The organism is Micromonospora sp. HUAS YX12, assembly GCF_040215685.1.
In the GTDB taxonomy this organism is placed as follows: Bacteria; Actinomycetota; Actinomycetes; order Mycobacteriales; family Micromonosporaceae; genus Micromonospora; species Micromonospora tulbaghiae.
In genome coordinates this window covers 3374371-3386474 of the sequence record NZ_CP157974.1, presented here as the reverse complement: position 1 = coordinate 3386474, position 12104 = coordinate 3374371, and the positions used below count along the sequence as shown (strand labels likewise).

General features: G+C 74.2%; 13 protein-coding genes. 4 read left to right on the top strand and 9 right to left on the bottom strand.

Going from position 1 to position 12104, the window contains the following annotated elements:
- Positions 1-5 precede the first annotated feature (5 nt).
- The 4 genes from ABIH81_RS16510 to ABIH81_RS16495 form a co-directional block, all read right to left on the bottom strand.
- A complete protein-coding gene (locus tag ABIH81_RS16510) occupies positions 6-554 on the bottom strand; it encodes an ATP-binding protein (RefSeq protein ID WP_349875837.1) in 549 nt (182 codons plus the stop codon).
- On the bottom strand, positions 551-1525 hold the full coding sequence (locus ABIH81_RS16505) for a carbohydrate kinase family protein (RefSeq protein WP_349875836.1): 975 nt from the start codon (positions 1523-1525) through the stop codon (positions 551-553). Before ABIH81_RS16505 ends, ABIH81_RS16510 begins: the two co-directional genes overlap by 4 nt.
- Before the next feature lie 179 nt (positions 1526-1704).
- Positions 1705-2073 (bottom strand): iron-sulfur cluster insertion protein ErpA, encoded by a 369-nt coding sequence (erpA, locus tag ABIH81_RS16500; protein ID WP_120568749.1) that lies wholly within the window; start codon positions 2071-2073, stop codon positions 1705-1707.
- 140 nt (positions 2074-2213) lie between these two features.
- The gene (locus ABIH81_RS16495; protein ID WP_349875835.1) at positions 2214-3374 is read right to left on the bottom strand and encodes a glycerate kinase; all 1161 of its coding nucleotides are present in this window, start codon (positions 3372-3374) and stop codon (positions 2214-2216) included.
- Positions 3375-3417: 43 nt separating this feature from the next.
- On the opposite strand from ABIH81_RS16495, the gene nadA reads away from it, so the two are divergent.
- The 3 genes from nadA (at position 3418) to ABIH81_RS16480 (ending at position 6885) form a co-directional block, all read left to right on the top strand.
- A complete protein-coding gene (nadA, locus tag ABIH81_RS16490) occupies positions 3418-4593 on the top strand; it encodes a quinolinate synthase NadA (protein WP_349875834.1) in 1176 nt (391 codons plus the stop codon).
- Between the two features lie 214 nt (positions 4594-4807).
- Positions 4808-6163 (top strand): UDP-N-acetylglucosamine 1-carboxyvinyltransferase, encoded by a 1356-nt coding sequence (gene murA / locus ABIH81_RS16485; protein WP_036345331.1) that lies wholly within the window; start codon positions 4808-4810, stop codon positions 6161-6163.
- A gap of 113 nt (positions 6164-6276) precedes the next feature.
- The gene (locus ABIH81_RS16480) at positions 6277-6885 is read left to right on the top strand and encodes a DUF3043 domain-containing protein (protein WP_349875833.1); all 609 of its coding nucleotides are present in this window, start codon (positions 6277-6279) and stop codon (positions 6883-6885) included.
- A 76-nt stretch (positions 6886-6961) separates the two neighbouring features.
- Here ABIH81_RS16480 and ABIH81_RS16475 read toward each other — a convergent pair whose 3' ends face one another.
- Both ABIH81_RS16475 and ABIH81_RS16470 read right to left on the bottom strand, forming a co-directional pair.
- Positions 6962-7270: an AzlD domain-containing protein gene (locus ABIH81_RS16475; RefSeq protein ID WP_091421090.1), complete on the bottom strand. Its 309-nt coding sequence runs from the start codon at positions 7268-7270 to the stop codon at positions 6962-6964.
- Positions 7264-8010: an AzlC family ABC transporter permease gene (locus ABIH81_RS16470; RefSeq protein WP_349875832.1), complete on the bottom strand. Its 747-nt coding sequence runs from the start codon at positions 8008-8010 to the stop codon at positions 7264-7266. The genes ABIH81_RS16475 and ABIH81_RS16470 overlap by 7 nt, the downstream gene beginning before the upstream one ends.
- A 67-nt stretch (positions 8011-8077) precedes the next feature.
- On the opposite strand from ABIH81_RS16470, the gene ABIH81_RS16465 reads away from it, so the two are divergent.
- Complete coding sequence (locus ABIH81_RS16465) at positions 8078-8638, top strand: XRE family transcriptional regulator (RefSeq protein ID WP_349875831.1); 561 nt, start codon at positions 8078-8080, stop codon at positions 8636-8638.
- On the opposite strand, the gene ABIH81_RS16460 is transcribed toward ABIH81_RS16465, so the two are convergent.
- From ABIH81_RS16460 to ABIH81_RS16450, 3 genes are read right to left on the bottom strand one after another with little or no spacing between them, the layout of a single operon-like run.
- On the bottom strand, positions 8622-9614 hold the full coding sequence (locus ABIH81_RS16460) for an ATP-binding cassette domain-containing protein (RefSeq protein WP_349875830.1): 993 nt from the start codon (positions 9612-9614) through the stop codon (positions 8622-8624). The genes ABIH81_RS16465 and ABIH81_RS16460 overlap by 17 nt on opposite strands.
- On the bottom strand, positions 9611-10423 hold the full coding sequence (locus ABIH81_RS16455; RefSeq protein ID WP_349875829.1) for an ABC-2 family transporter protein: 813 nt from the start codon (positions 10421-10423) through the stop codon (positions 9611-9613). Before ABIH81_RS16455 ends, ABIH81_RS16460 begins: the two co-directional genes overlap by 4 nt.
- Positions 10424-10469: 46 nt before the next feature.
- Entirely contained in the window at positions 10470-11321 is an 852-nt protein-coding gene (locus ABIH81_RS16450; RefSeq protein ID WP_349875828.1) for an ABC-2 family transporter protein, read from the bottom strand.
- Positions 11322-12104 lie beyond the last annotated feature (783 nt).

Genomic DNA, 12104 nt, shown 5'->3' with positions numbered 1-12104 from the left:
GGCCGTCAGCGCAGGTAGGCGAGGATGCCCGGCAGCGGGTCGGCCGCCACGGCGGTGTCGACCACCAGGCGCGGGCCGATCAGCGGCTCGTACTCCGCCCGGCGGCGCAGCGTCTGCTCCCAGGTGCCGTGCTCCTCGGGCGGGCGGGCCTCGACCCGGCGGCGGTGCTCCGCCTCGTCGCCGCAGTGCACCTCGATCACCCGCAGTGGCACGCCGGCCCGTTCGGCCACGTCGTGCCACAGGCCCCGGGCGCTGGCGACCGGGTTCACCGCGTCGACGACCACGCTGAGCCCGAGGCCGAGCTGCACCTCGGCCAGCCCGGCGACCGCGCCGTAGGCGGCCATGCCGGGTACGTCGCCGGTGAGGCCGTAGCGGTGCAGGGCCCGCTCGACCGGGTCGACCGGCAGGACCGGGGCGCGCAGGGCGGCGCCGACCCGGGCGGCGAGCGTGGTCTTGCCCACGCCCGGTAGCCCGGCGAACGCGACGAGCACCGGACCGCCGGAGCCGGTGCGGACCTCCGGGTCCACCCCGCCGGCCGGCGCCGGGCCGGTCACAGCAGGTGCGGCCGGACGTCCTCGGCGGCCGCGTCACCGTACGACTCGGCGAGTCGCTTCACGAACAGGTCCCGGCGGACCTCGTACTCCTGGCCGCCGAAGTTCTCCAGCACGAGCGTGGCCAGCAGGCAGCCGACCTGGGCGGCCCGCTCCAGGCCGACGCCCCAGTCGAGCGCGGCGAAGAAACCGGCCCGGAAGCCGTCCCCGACACCGGTCGGGTCGACCGCCTGGATCTCCCGCGCGATCGGCACCCGGATCGTGCCGATCTCCCGGCCGGCGATCTCCACGCCCTGCTTGCCCAGCGTGGTGACCCGCACCTTGACCCGGTCCAGCAGCTGCTCGTCGGTCAGGCCGGCCTTGCTCTGCAGCAGCGACTTCTCGTACTCGTTGGTCATCAGGTAGTCGGCGCCGTCGATCAGGCCGAGCACGTCCTCGCCGTCCATCCGGGCGAGCTGCTGCGACGGGTCGGCGACGAAGGAGTAGCCGCGGTCCCGGCACTCCCCGGAGTGCCGGATCATCGCGGCCGGGTCGTTGGCGCTGACCAGCACCAGGTCCAGACCGCCGAGGCGCTGCGCCACCGGGGCCAGCTCGATGTTGCGGGCCTCGCTCATCGCCCCGGCGTAGAAGGAGGCGATCTGGCACATGTCGGTGTCGGTGGTGCAGACGAAGCGTGCCGTGTGCGCGACCTCGCTGACGTGCACCGAGTCGCAGTCGACGCCGTGGCGCTCCAGCCAGGAGCGGTAGTCGGCGAAGTCGGTGCCGACCGCGCCGAGCAGCACCGGGCGCAGCCCGAGCTGGGCCATGCCGAAGGCGATGTTCGCCGCGGTGCCGCCGCGCCGGAGCACCAGCTCGTCGACGAGGAAGGACAGCGAGACCTTGTCGAGCTGGTCGGCGATGAGCTGGTCCGCGAAGCGGCCGGGGAAACTCATCAGGTGGTCGGTCGCGATCGAGCCGGTCACGGCGATCTTCATGTCAACCCTCGGGGTCGGGAGCACGGCGCGGTCAGCCTACCGGCCCCCGGGCCGGACGGACGGCGGTCGGTCGCCAACCGGTCGATCAGCGCACATCCGGGCGTCACGCGCAGGGGGTACGACGAAGCGGCGGGCCGCCCCGAGTGGGGTGGCCCGCCGCTTCCGGTCGGTCCGTCGACTCAGCTGAAGGAGTCGCCGCAGGCGCAGGAGCTGCCCGCGTTCGGGTTGTCGATGGTGAAGCCCTGGGCGTCGATCCGGTCGGCGAAGTCGATGGTGGCGCCGGCCAGGTAGGGGGCGCTCATCCGGTCGACGACGACCTCGACACCGTCGTAGTCGGTGACGACGTCACCGTCGAGCGAGCGCTCGTCGAAGAACAGCTGGTACCGCAGGCCGGAGCAGCCACCCGGCTGCACGGCGACCCGGAGCCGCAGGTCGTCGCGGCCCTCCTGCTCGATCAGGGCCTTGACCTTCTGCGCCGCGACGTCGGTGAGGACGACGGTGCTGGGGGCCTTGGCCTCGGTCGACTCGGTCTGCGCTGGCGTGGTCACGTGGAAGTCTCCCTGCGCGGTATAAGGTCCGGACGCCCTGGCCAACGCCGCACGTCCGCCAGTGATTCCCGGTGTGGTCCGTCTTTCGATCGTACGCCGCCTCCGGCCTCACCACCCAGCGGCGTGACCAGCGGAACCGGTCAGCGGCTCCACTGCCGCGCCAGGCGGGCGCCGAGCGCGCGCAGACCTTCGGCCGGACGGGTCATCGCCGCGTCCACTCCCCCGTGCTCCTCGCCGCCGAAGTGCTCCACGAGGCTGTGCGCCTCGGTGACGCCGGCCGCTGCCGCCTCCCGCCGCCCGGTGCTCACCCGTCCCGCCAGCACCACGCAGGGCACGCCCCGGTCCCGGGCCGCCCCGGCCACACCGGCGACCACCTTGCCGCGCAGCGACTGGTGGTCGAACGAACCCTCGCCGGTGATCACCAGGTCGGCGGCGTCGAGCGCGGCGTCCAGCTTCACCGCGCGGGTGACCAGCCCGATGCCGGACTCGCACCGGCCACCGAGCGCCAGCACCGCCGCGCCGAGGCCGCCTGCGGCGCCGCCGCCGGGCAGCGCGCCCAGCCCGGACGGGCAGCCGGGCAGCCGCTGCGTCAGCACCTCCGCCCAGCGGGTCAGCGCGGCGTCCAGCAGCAGCACGTCGGCCCGGTCGGCACCCTTCTGCGGGCCGAAGACGCTGCTCGCGCCGTGCAGCCCGAGCAGCGGGTTGTCCACGTCGGTGGCGGCGACGAGCGTCGCGCCGCGCAGCCGGGGCTCGCCGTCGAGCGCGGCCACCCCGGCGAGCGCCGCGCCGCCGTACGGCAGGGCCCGGCCGGCGCCGTCCAGCGGCGTGACGCCCAGCGGGACGAGCATTCCGGCGCCGCCGTCGTTGGTGGCCGAGCCGCCCAGCCCCACCACCACGGTCCGCGCGCCCGCCTCGACCGCGGCGGCCACGAGCAGCCCCAGCCCGTACGAGGTGGTCGCCTTCGGGTCGCGTTCGGCGGCGGTGAGCAGGTGCAGCCCGCACGCCTGCGCGCTCTCCAGGTACGCGGTGCCGTCGTCGGTGAGCAGGATCTCACCGGCGGCCGGGCGGCCCAGCGGATCGACCGTGGGCACCGGCACCCGGCGCCCGCCGAGCGCCCCGGCGAGCACGTCGACGAACCCCGGCCCGCCGTCGGCGAGGGGCCGGAGCAGCAGGTCGTCGCCGGGGGCGACGTCACGCCAGCCGTCGGCCACCGCGGCGGCCACGTCGGGGGCCGGCAGCGTGCCGGCGAACTTGTCCGGGCAGAGCAGCACGCGCATGCGCAGCAGTGTGGCAGGCCACATCGGGGACGGCTGCGCGGCGGTCGCGCTGTGGGACCATGGGGACGTGACTTCGACCTGGGTTGAGCCGTCCAACACCGCCACGGCGCTGCTGCTCCTCGGCCGCGGCAGCGACCCCGCCACCGAGCGTGGCGTGGAGTGTCCGGGTGACCTCCCCGCGCCGAGCGACCCGGGCCTGGTGGCCCGCGCCGCCGCCGCGAAGGCCGCGCTCGGCACGAAGGTGTTCGTCCTGGGCCACCACTACCAGCGCGACGAGGTGATCCAGTTCGCCGACGTGACCGGCGACTCGTTCAAGCTGGCCCGGGAGGCGGCCGCCCGCCCGGACGCGGAGTACATCGTCTTCTGCGGCGTGCACTTCATGGCCGAGAGCGCGGACATCCTCACCTCGGACGCGCAGAAGGTGATCCTGCCCGACCTCGCCGCCGGCTGCTCGATGGCCGACATGGCGGTGCTGTCGCAGGTCGAGACCGCGTGGGACACGCTCACCGACCTGGGCATCGCGGCCGACACCGTGCCGGTGACGTACATGAACTCCTCGGCCGACATCAAGGGCTTCGTCGGCCGCAACAGCGGTGTGGTCTGCACCTCGTCGAACGCCAAGCGGGCCCTGGACTGGGCCTTCGAGCAGGGCCGCAAGGTGCTGTTCCTGCCCGACCAGCACCTCGGCCGCAACACCGCGGTGCTGGAGATGGGCTTCTCGCTCGACGACTGCGTGCTCTACGACCCGCACAAGCCGAACGGCGGGCTGACCCCGGAGCAGCTGCGCGACGCGAAGATGATCCTGTGGCGGGGGCACTGCTCGGTGCACGGCCGCTTCACGCTCGACAGCGTCGACGACGTACGCGAGCGGGTGCCGGGCGTGAACGTGCTGGTGCACCCGGAGTGCCGCCACGAGGTGGTGAACGCGGCCGACCTGGTCGGCTCGACCGAGTTCATCATCAGGACCATCGAGGCGGCCCCGGCCGGCTCGGCGTGGGCGGTGGGCACCGAGCTGAACCTGGTACGCCGGCTCGCGCTGGCCCACCCGGACAAGCAGATCATGTTCCTCGACCGGGCGGTCTGCTACTGCTCGACGATGAACCGGATCGACCTTCCGCACCTGGTCTGGGCGCTGGAGGAACTGGTCGCCGGGCGCGTGGTCAACCAGATCACGGTCGACCCGGAGACCGCCCGACACGCCCGGTCGGCGCTGGACCAGATGCTCGCCCTTCCGGGAGCCTGATCACCATCGGTGACCTTGCTGGCACGGAAACGCACCGGACACCCCGGTTCGTGCCCTCGCTGGCGATGTGACCGATTCCATTCCCGTCACGGAGGGCTATGCTGCCGGGGCGACGACACACGCGGCCCGTTTTCCCATGACCGCGTTCCGGGTAGCGATGAACTTCGTGCACCCATCACTAGACACGGCAGTACCCAACGCGCTGGAGGTTGCGTTGACCGACGACGTCCTGGTCGTACACGGAGGCACTCCGCTTGAAGGGCGGATCCGCGTGCGCGGCGCGAAGAACCTGGTGTCCAAGGCGATGGTGGCCGCCCTGCTGGGCGACACACCCAGCCGGCTGTTCGACGTGCCGCGCATCCGTGACGTCGAGGTGGTCCGCGGTCTGCTCGGCCTGCACGGCGTCAAGGTCAGCGACGGCGACGAGGAGGGCGAGCTCGTCTTCGACCCCACGAACGTCGAGAGCGCCAGCACCGACCAGATCAACGTGCACGCCGGGTCCAGCCGGATCCCGATCCTGTTCTGCGGTCCGCTGCTGCACCGGCTCGGCCACGCCTTCATCCCCGACCTGGGCGGCTGCCACATCGGCCCGCGCCCGATCGACTTCCACCTCCAGGCGCTGCGCGAGTTCGGCGCCACCGTCGAGAAGACCCCGGAGGGCCTGCACCTGTCCGCGCCGAACGGGCTGCACGGCACGAAGTTCGCGCTGCCGTACCCGAGCGTGGGCGCCACCGAGCAGGTGCTGCTCACCGCGGTGATGGCCGAGGGCGTCACCGAGCTGCGCAACGCGGCGGTCGAGCCGGAGATCATCGACCTCATCTGCGTGCTCCAGAAGATGGGCGCGATCATCAAGGTGCACACCGACCGGGTGATCGAGATCCAGGGCGTCAAGAGGCTGCACGGCTACACGCACCGGCCGATCCCGGACCGGATCGAGGCGGCCAGCTGGGCGGCGGCGGCGCTGGCGACCCGCGGTCACGTCGAGGTGCTGGGCGCCCAGCAGGCCGACATGATGACCTTCCTGAACATCTTCCGGTCGGTCGGCGGCGAGTACGAGGTCACCGACCTGCGCCCGCCGCGCGGCGGCAGCCCGGGCCAGGAGGGCGGCATCCGGTTCTGGCACCCGGGCGGCGAGCTGAACGCGGTGGCGCTGGAGACCGACGTGCACCCCGGTTTCATGACCGACTGGCAGCAGCCGCTGGTGGTCGCGCTCACCCAGGCCCGGGGCCTGTCGATCGTCCACGAGACCGTCTACGAGCAGCGGCTCGGCTACACCGAGGCGCTGAACACGATGGGCGCCAACATCCAGGTCTACCGGGACTGCCTCGGCGGCACCCCGTGCCGCTTCGGCCGGCGCAACTTCAAGCACTCCGCGGTGATCGCCGGGCCGAGCAAGCTGCACGCGGCCGACCTGGTCATCCCGGACCTGCGGGCCGGGTTCAGCCACCTGATCGCGGCGCTCGCCGCCGAGGGCACCTCCCGGGTGTACGGCGTGGACCTGATCAACCGTGGCTACGAGGACTTCGAGGCCAAGCTGGCCGACCTCGGCGCGCACGTCGAGCGTCCCTGACCGTCCCGTTCCGCGCCGCGACAGCGCCCCTGTCGCGGCGCCGCGAAACGGAGGCCGCGGCCCGGTGCACCCGTGATGTGCGCCGGGCGCGGCCGGTTGGCTACCCTTGCCGCGTGCCGTCGCTGTTTCGCCGCAAGCCCGCCGACCTCGTCGAGGAGTCCGTCACCACGGTGACGGCCGACGAGGAGTCCGCCGCCGCCCGCCCCCGGGGCTACACGCCCAGCAAGAAGGAACTCGGGCAGGTCACGCCGAAGCGCCCCGTCGCCGGCCGCCGGGCGACCGCGCCGGCCAAGCCGCTGACCAAGGAGGAGGCCCGCGCGCAGCGCCGCGCCGCCCGCGCCGAGGCCGCCGCCGAGTTCCGCCGCGAGGGCGGTCCGCGTGACCGGGGCCCGGAGCGGCTGCTGGCCCGCAACGTGGTCGACTCCCGGCGTACGATCGGCACCTGGTTCTTCGGCGGCGCGCTGATCGTGCTGTTCGGCTCCAACCAGGCCATGCCGCCGATCGTGCGGCTGCTGTCGAACGTGCTCTGGGGCGCGCTGGCGCTCGGCGTGCTGATCGACTCGGTGCTGATCTCCCGGAAGATCAAGCGGCTGGTCCGCGAGCGCTTCCCCAAGAGCACCGAGAAGCTCGGCTCGCTCTACTTCTACGCGATCATGCGGTCGATCACGTTCCGCCGGATGCGCGCGCCCGCGCCCCGGGTGAACATCGGCGACAAGGTCTGACCGGGGCGACCCGGACCGATCGGCCCCTTCCCGCTCCGGCGGTGAGGGGCCGTTCTCGTACGGGGCCGATGCCGCCTCAGGCCACGCCGAGCAGGCGCAGCACCGCGGTGGTGGCCGCCGCCGCGACCACGACCAGCACGAACGGCGCCCGGCGCCAGGCCAGCAGCAGGCCGACGAGCACACCGGCGGGACGGGCGTACCCGGCGAAGCCCCCGGCCTCGGTGAGCGCCGCGGTGGCGGCGAGCGCGGCAAGCAACGTGGCGGCGCCGACCGGCAGCAGGTGACGGGCCCACTCCGGCAGGTCGAGCCGGTCCCGCAGCAGTACCCCGGCGACCCGGAAGCCGTAGGTGCCGGCGGCCAGGGCGAGGATCACGGCGATCAGCACGAGACCTCCCCGGCCCGCACACTCCGACCGTTGCCCGTCTCGTCAGCGGTCTCGGGCGGCGCGGCGGGTGGGCGGCGGCGGGCCAGCAGGGGCAGGGCCAGCGCGGCGAGCGCGAGCAGCACCGGCAGCCCGGCCGGCAGCAGCGGGGTCGCCAGCACGGCCAGGCCGGCGCCGGCGAGCGCCACCCGGCGGGTCTCCCGGTCGCGCAGGCTGGGCAGCAGCAGGGCGGCCAGCCCGGCCGGGAACGCGGCGTCGAGTCCCAGGGCGGCCGGGTCACCGGCCGCGCCGCCGGCGAGCACGCCGACCGCGGTGCCGGCGTTCCAGGCCAGGAACAGCAGCACCCCGGCGAGCCAGAACGCCCGGCGCCGCTCCGGCCCGGCCGGGCGGGCCAGCGCGAACGCGGTCGCCTCGTCGGTCATCAGGTGGCTGCCGAGCAGCAGCTGCGTGCGCCGGGAGCCCAGCGCACCGCCGAGGGCCAGGCCGAACGGCAGGTGCCGGGCGTTGAGCAGCAGGCCGGCGAGCACCGCCGCGAGCGGGCTGCCGGCCGCGACGAGCCCGACGGCCATGAACTGGGCGCCACCGGCGTAGACGAGCGTGGACATGGCGAGCGTGGCCCAGGCGGGCAGGCCGGCGGCCACCGCCACGGCGCCGAACGACGCGCCCACGGCGAGCATCGCCGCGCCGATGGCGGCGACGTCGCGGAGCACCCCGGCGTCGCCCGTTCGGTATGCCGTACGCATGTCCATTATCCTGAACGGGAGCACGCTGGTTCGTCAAACCGAACAAACCGACCGATGGAGCGAACACATGGCGATCGACCCCGCTCCCCCACTCGCCACCATCGCCGCCTCGCTGCGCCGCGAACGCGAGCGGGCGGGCCTGTCGCTCACCGAGCTGGCCCGCCGCGCCGGGATCGCCAAGTCCACCCTGTCCCAACTGGAGTCCGGATCCGGCAATCCCAGCGTGGAGACGCTCTGGGCGCTCGGCGTGGCGCTGGACGTACCGTTCAGCCGCCTGGTCGAACCGCCCACCGCCGCCGTCCGGGTGGTCCGCGCCGGGCAGGGGCCCCGGATCCGGTCCGAACACGCCGACTTCTCGGCCACCCTGCTCGCCGCCGGAGGGCCGCACGCCCGGCGGGACGTCTACGTGATGGAGCTGGAACCCGGTGCGGTACGGCTCGCCGAGGCGCACACCCCGCGCAGCGTCGAGCACGTCGTGGTCGCCGCCGGGCGGATGCGGGTCGGCCCCGGGACCGACCTGGTCGAGCTGGAGCCGGGCGACTACGCCACCTTCCCCGGCGACACCCCGCACCGGTACGAGGCACTGGCCCCCGGCACCTTCGCCGTACTCGTCATGGAGCACCCGTGACCGCGGACGCCGCGCCCCCGGCCGGCGCCCGGTAGAGCCGGGTCACCACCTCCTCGATGTCCGGCTCCACGATCGAGATGTCCCGCAGCGTGGTCAGGCCGGCCAGCCCGGCCACCACCTCGGCGACGGTCGCCCGTTCCAGCGCGAAGACCAGCCGCCGCCCGTCCGCCTCCACCCGCTGCACCGGCGCGCCGGGCAGCACCGGCGGCTCGGGCAGCGCCGCGTCCAGCTCGGCGACCACCATCCGGCGCGAGCCGTACCGGCGGTGCAGCTCGGCGATCGACCCGTCGTGCACCACCCGCCCGTGGTCGATCACCACGAGCCGCCGGCACAGCCGCTCGATGTCGGCCAGGTCGTGCGTGGTGAGCACGAGCGTGGTGTCCCCGGCCCGGCCCAGCTCGGCCAGGAAACCGCGCACCGCCTGCTTGCTCACCACGTCCAGGCCGATCGTCGGCTCGTCCAGGAACAGCACCTCCGGGCCGTGCAGCAGCGCCGCGGTCAGCTCGCCGCGCATCCGCTGGCCCAGCGAGAGCTGCCGGACCGGCGTGTCCAGGAACCCGTCCAGGTCGAGCAGCTCCCGGCAGCGGGCCAGCCGGGCCGCGTGCGCGCCGGCCGGCACCCGGTAGACGTGCCGCAGCAGGTCGAACGAGTCCCGCAGGGGCAGATCCCACCAGAGCTGCGAGCGCTGCCCGAACACCACCCCGATCCGCAACGCCAGCCGGGTCCGGTCGGCCACCGGGCGCAACCCGCACACCCGGGCCCGCCCCGCCGACGGCGTCAGCACGCCGGTGAGCATCTTCAGCGTGGTCGACTTCCCGGCGCCGTTCGGGCCGATGTAGCCGAGCATCTCGCCGCGCTCCACCCGCAGGTCGACCCCGTCGACGGCGGTCACCGTCCGCTTCTCGCGCCGCAGCGGCCCGGCCTTCACCCGTACCGTGAACTCCTTGCGCAGCCCGTCCATCTCGATGACGCTCATGACCCCGTACTCCGGTAGTGACGGACCCCGACGCGCCAGGCCAGGGCGGCCAGCGCCGCCGCGACCACCGCGACGCCCGGCGCGGCCCAGCCCGCCCAGGGCGGCAGGCCGAGCGGGTCGGCGCGGCCCAGCAGCGCCAGCGCCGGGTGATAGCTGACGAAGGCGAACCCCATCCCGTACGCGAACAGCGCGCGGAACCAGCCGCCGTAGACGGTGATCGGGTACGAGGTGAAGTCGCGCCCGCCGTAGGTGACCGCGTTGGCCAGCTCGCCGGAGTCGACCCAGTAGAACGACACGGTGGCGGTCAGCACGAAGACCGAGCCGAAGAAGACCACGGCGGCCATCGGGGCGACCACCGCCAGCGCGATCCGGCCCGGCGTCCAGTCGATGCCGGCCGAGACGAGCGCGAACAGCAGCACGGCGAGCCCGAACACGGCCCGGGACAGCTTGCGCAGCGGCAGGTCCATCAGCAGCAGTTGCGGCAGCGCACCGAGCGGGCGTACCAGCACGGCGTCGAAGAGGCCGGTGCGCACGTACCGGGGAAGCCGTTCGATGTTGCCGACCAGCAGGTCGGCGGTGGCGAAGCCGCACGACGACAGGCCGACCACGACGAGCGTCTCGCGCAGCGTGAAGCCGCCCAGCTCCCGCGTCACACCGAAGATCACCAGGACGGTGACCACGTCGAACACGGTGGCGCCCACGTTGCCGACCAGGTCCACCACGAACGAGGTGCGGTACGCCGCCTGCGAGCGCGCCTGCGCACCGAGCAGCGCCCGGTACGCCCGCAGTTCACCCGCGCGCTCAGCCACCCTGGGCGCGCTGCCGCCCTCAGCCACCCTGGGCGCGCTCGCGCGCTCAACCACCCTGGACCACCAGGCGGCGCTCGGCGCGGCGCTGCACCAGCCGGCACAGCGCCAGCAGCAGCACCGCCCAGCCGGCCTGCACCCCGACCAGGGTGAGACCGGTGGCCATCGGCTCCCGCTCGACGAGCACGTCAAGCGGCACCTGGAGGATGCTGGGGAACGGGGTGGCGTACCGCAGGACCGCCTCCAGCGGGCCGGGCAGGAAGCCGAGCGGGAAGTAGAGCCCGGCCAGCACACCGGAGCCGAGCGTCCACAGGATCATCGGGCCCCGGACGTCCTGCAACCAGTACGCGGTGGCGTTGACCAGATAGCGGCAGCCGAAGCAGACGACCACCGCGAGCAGCGCGGAGAGCAGGAACAGCGGCACCGTGGCCCAGTGCCGGGGCACGTACACGGCGAAGAAGAACGGGCCGATCACCAGCGGCGGCACCAGCCGGGCCAGCGACGCGAACCCGGCCCGGCCCAGGTCGGTGGCCAGGTAGCTGGTCACCGGGTGCACCGGCCGCAGCAGGTCGGCGGCCACCTCGCCGGTACGGATCCGGTCGGCCAGATCGGTCCAGCCCCAGACGGCGATCACCGCCAGCAGACCCTGGCCGGCCCAGACGAACGTGGCGAGCTGCGCCCGGTCGTAGCCGGCCACGGTGCCCGCCGCGCCCGTCGCCGCGAGGAAGATGTAGCAGCGCAGGAAGCCGAACACGGTATTGGTGCACAGCCCCGCCACGGCGGCCTGCCGGTAGGTCGCGTGCCGCCGGAACCCGGCCGCCGCGATCGCGCCGAATGTCCGAAACCATGGGGTAACGTGTGCGCCGGTGGGTGGTGCCACAGTGGCGGTGACCGAGCCCACGCCGTTACCCTCCTTCCGCAGCCACGACGTGCTGGACCGGGCGACTGTACCGGCACGTCCGGCGCCCCAGCGCGAGAATTTCCAATGAGGTGACACCGCCGTGAGCGAGCGACGCGAGCCGGCCCCGGGGCCGTCCCGCGCGAGCGGCGGGAGGGGTTGCCGATGAGCGGCTGGGGCAGCTGGCGCGAGCCGGCCGAACCGGCCTGGGCCGCCGAGCCCACCCACGAGTGGAAGCCGCAGTTCCCCGGGCAGCGCTACCCGGGTGACATCGGCATCGAGAACCTGACGGCGCGCCCTCGCGCCGTGGTCGGCCGGGCCGAGGTACGCCCGGTCAGCCCCGCGCCCGACGTGGACACGTACCCGGTGAGCCCCGCGGGCTCCGGGCCCCCGGGGCACGAGGGCGGGCGCCCGGTGAGTCCGGCGGGTCCACACGACGCCTACCCGGTCAGCCCGGCCGGCGGTCGCGACGCGCACCGGCCCGGCCCGGCCGGTGTCCCGGACGCGTACCCGGTCAGCCCGGCCGGCCCGCACGGCGCATACCCGACCAGCCCGGCGGCCCCGCGCGAGGCGTACCCGATCAGCCCCGCGGTCCCACCCGGCGTGCACCCGACCAGTCCGGCCGGGCCACGTGGCGCGCATCCGGACGGACCAGCAGGGCCACGCGGCGGGCATTCAGCCGGGTCGGCCGGACCACGCGGCACGTTCCTGGACGGGCCGGCCGCCTCGCGCGGGGCGTACCCGATGGGTGCCGCCGGTCCCGGCGGACAGCGCCCCGCGGGGCCC

What these genes read in the sequence shown, in the direction of transcription:
- ABIH81_RS16465 (WP_349875831.1), top strand. Translation starts at nt 8,078, where the DNA reads ATGGCGATCGACCCCGCTCCCCCACTCGCCACCATCGCCGCCTCGCTG.
- ABIH81_RS16505 (WP_349875836.1), bottom strand. Translation starts at nt 1,525, where the DNA reads ATGAAGATCGCCGTGACCGGCTCGATCGCGACCGACCACCTGATGAGT.
- ABIH81_RS16495 (WP_349875835.1), bottom strand. Translation starts at nt 3,374, where the DNA reads ATGTGGCCTGCCACACTGCTGCGCATGCGCGTGCTGCTCTGCCCGGAC.
- ABIH81_RS16460 (WP_349875830.1), bottom strand. Translation starts at nt 9,614, where the DNA reads ATGAGCGTCATCGAGATGGACGGGCTGCGCAAGGAGTTCACGGTACGG.
- ABIH81_RS16470 (WP_349875832.1), bottom strand. Translation starts at nt 8,010, where the DNA reads ATGCGTACGGCATACCGAACGGGCGACGCCGGGGTGCTCCGCGACGTC.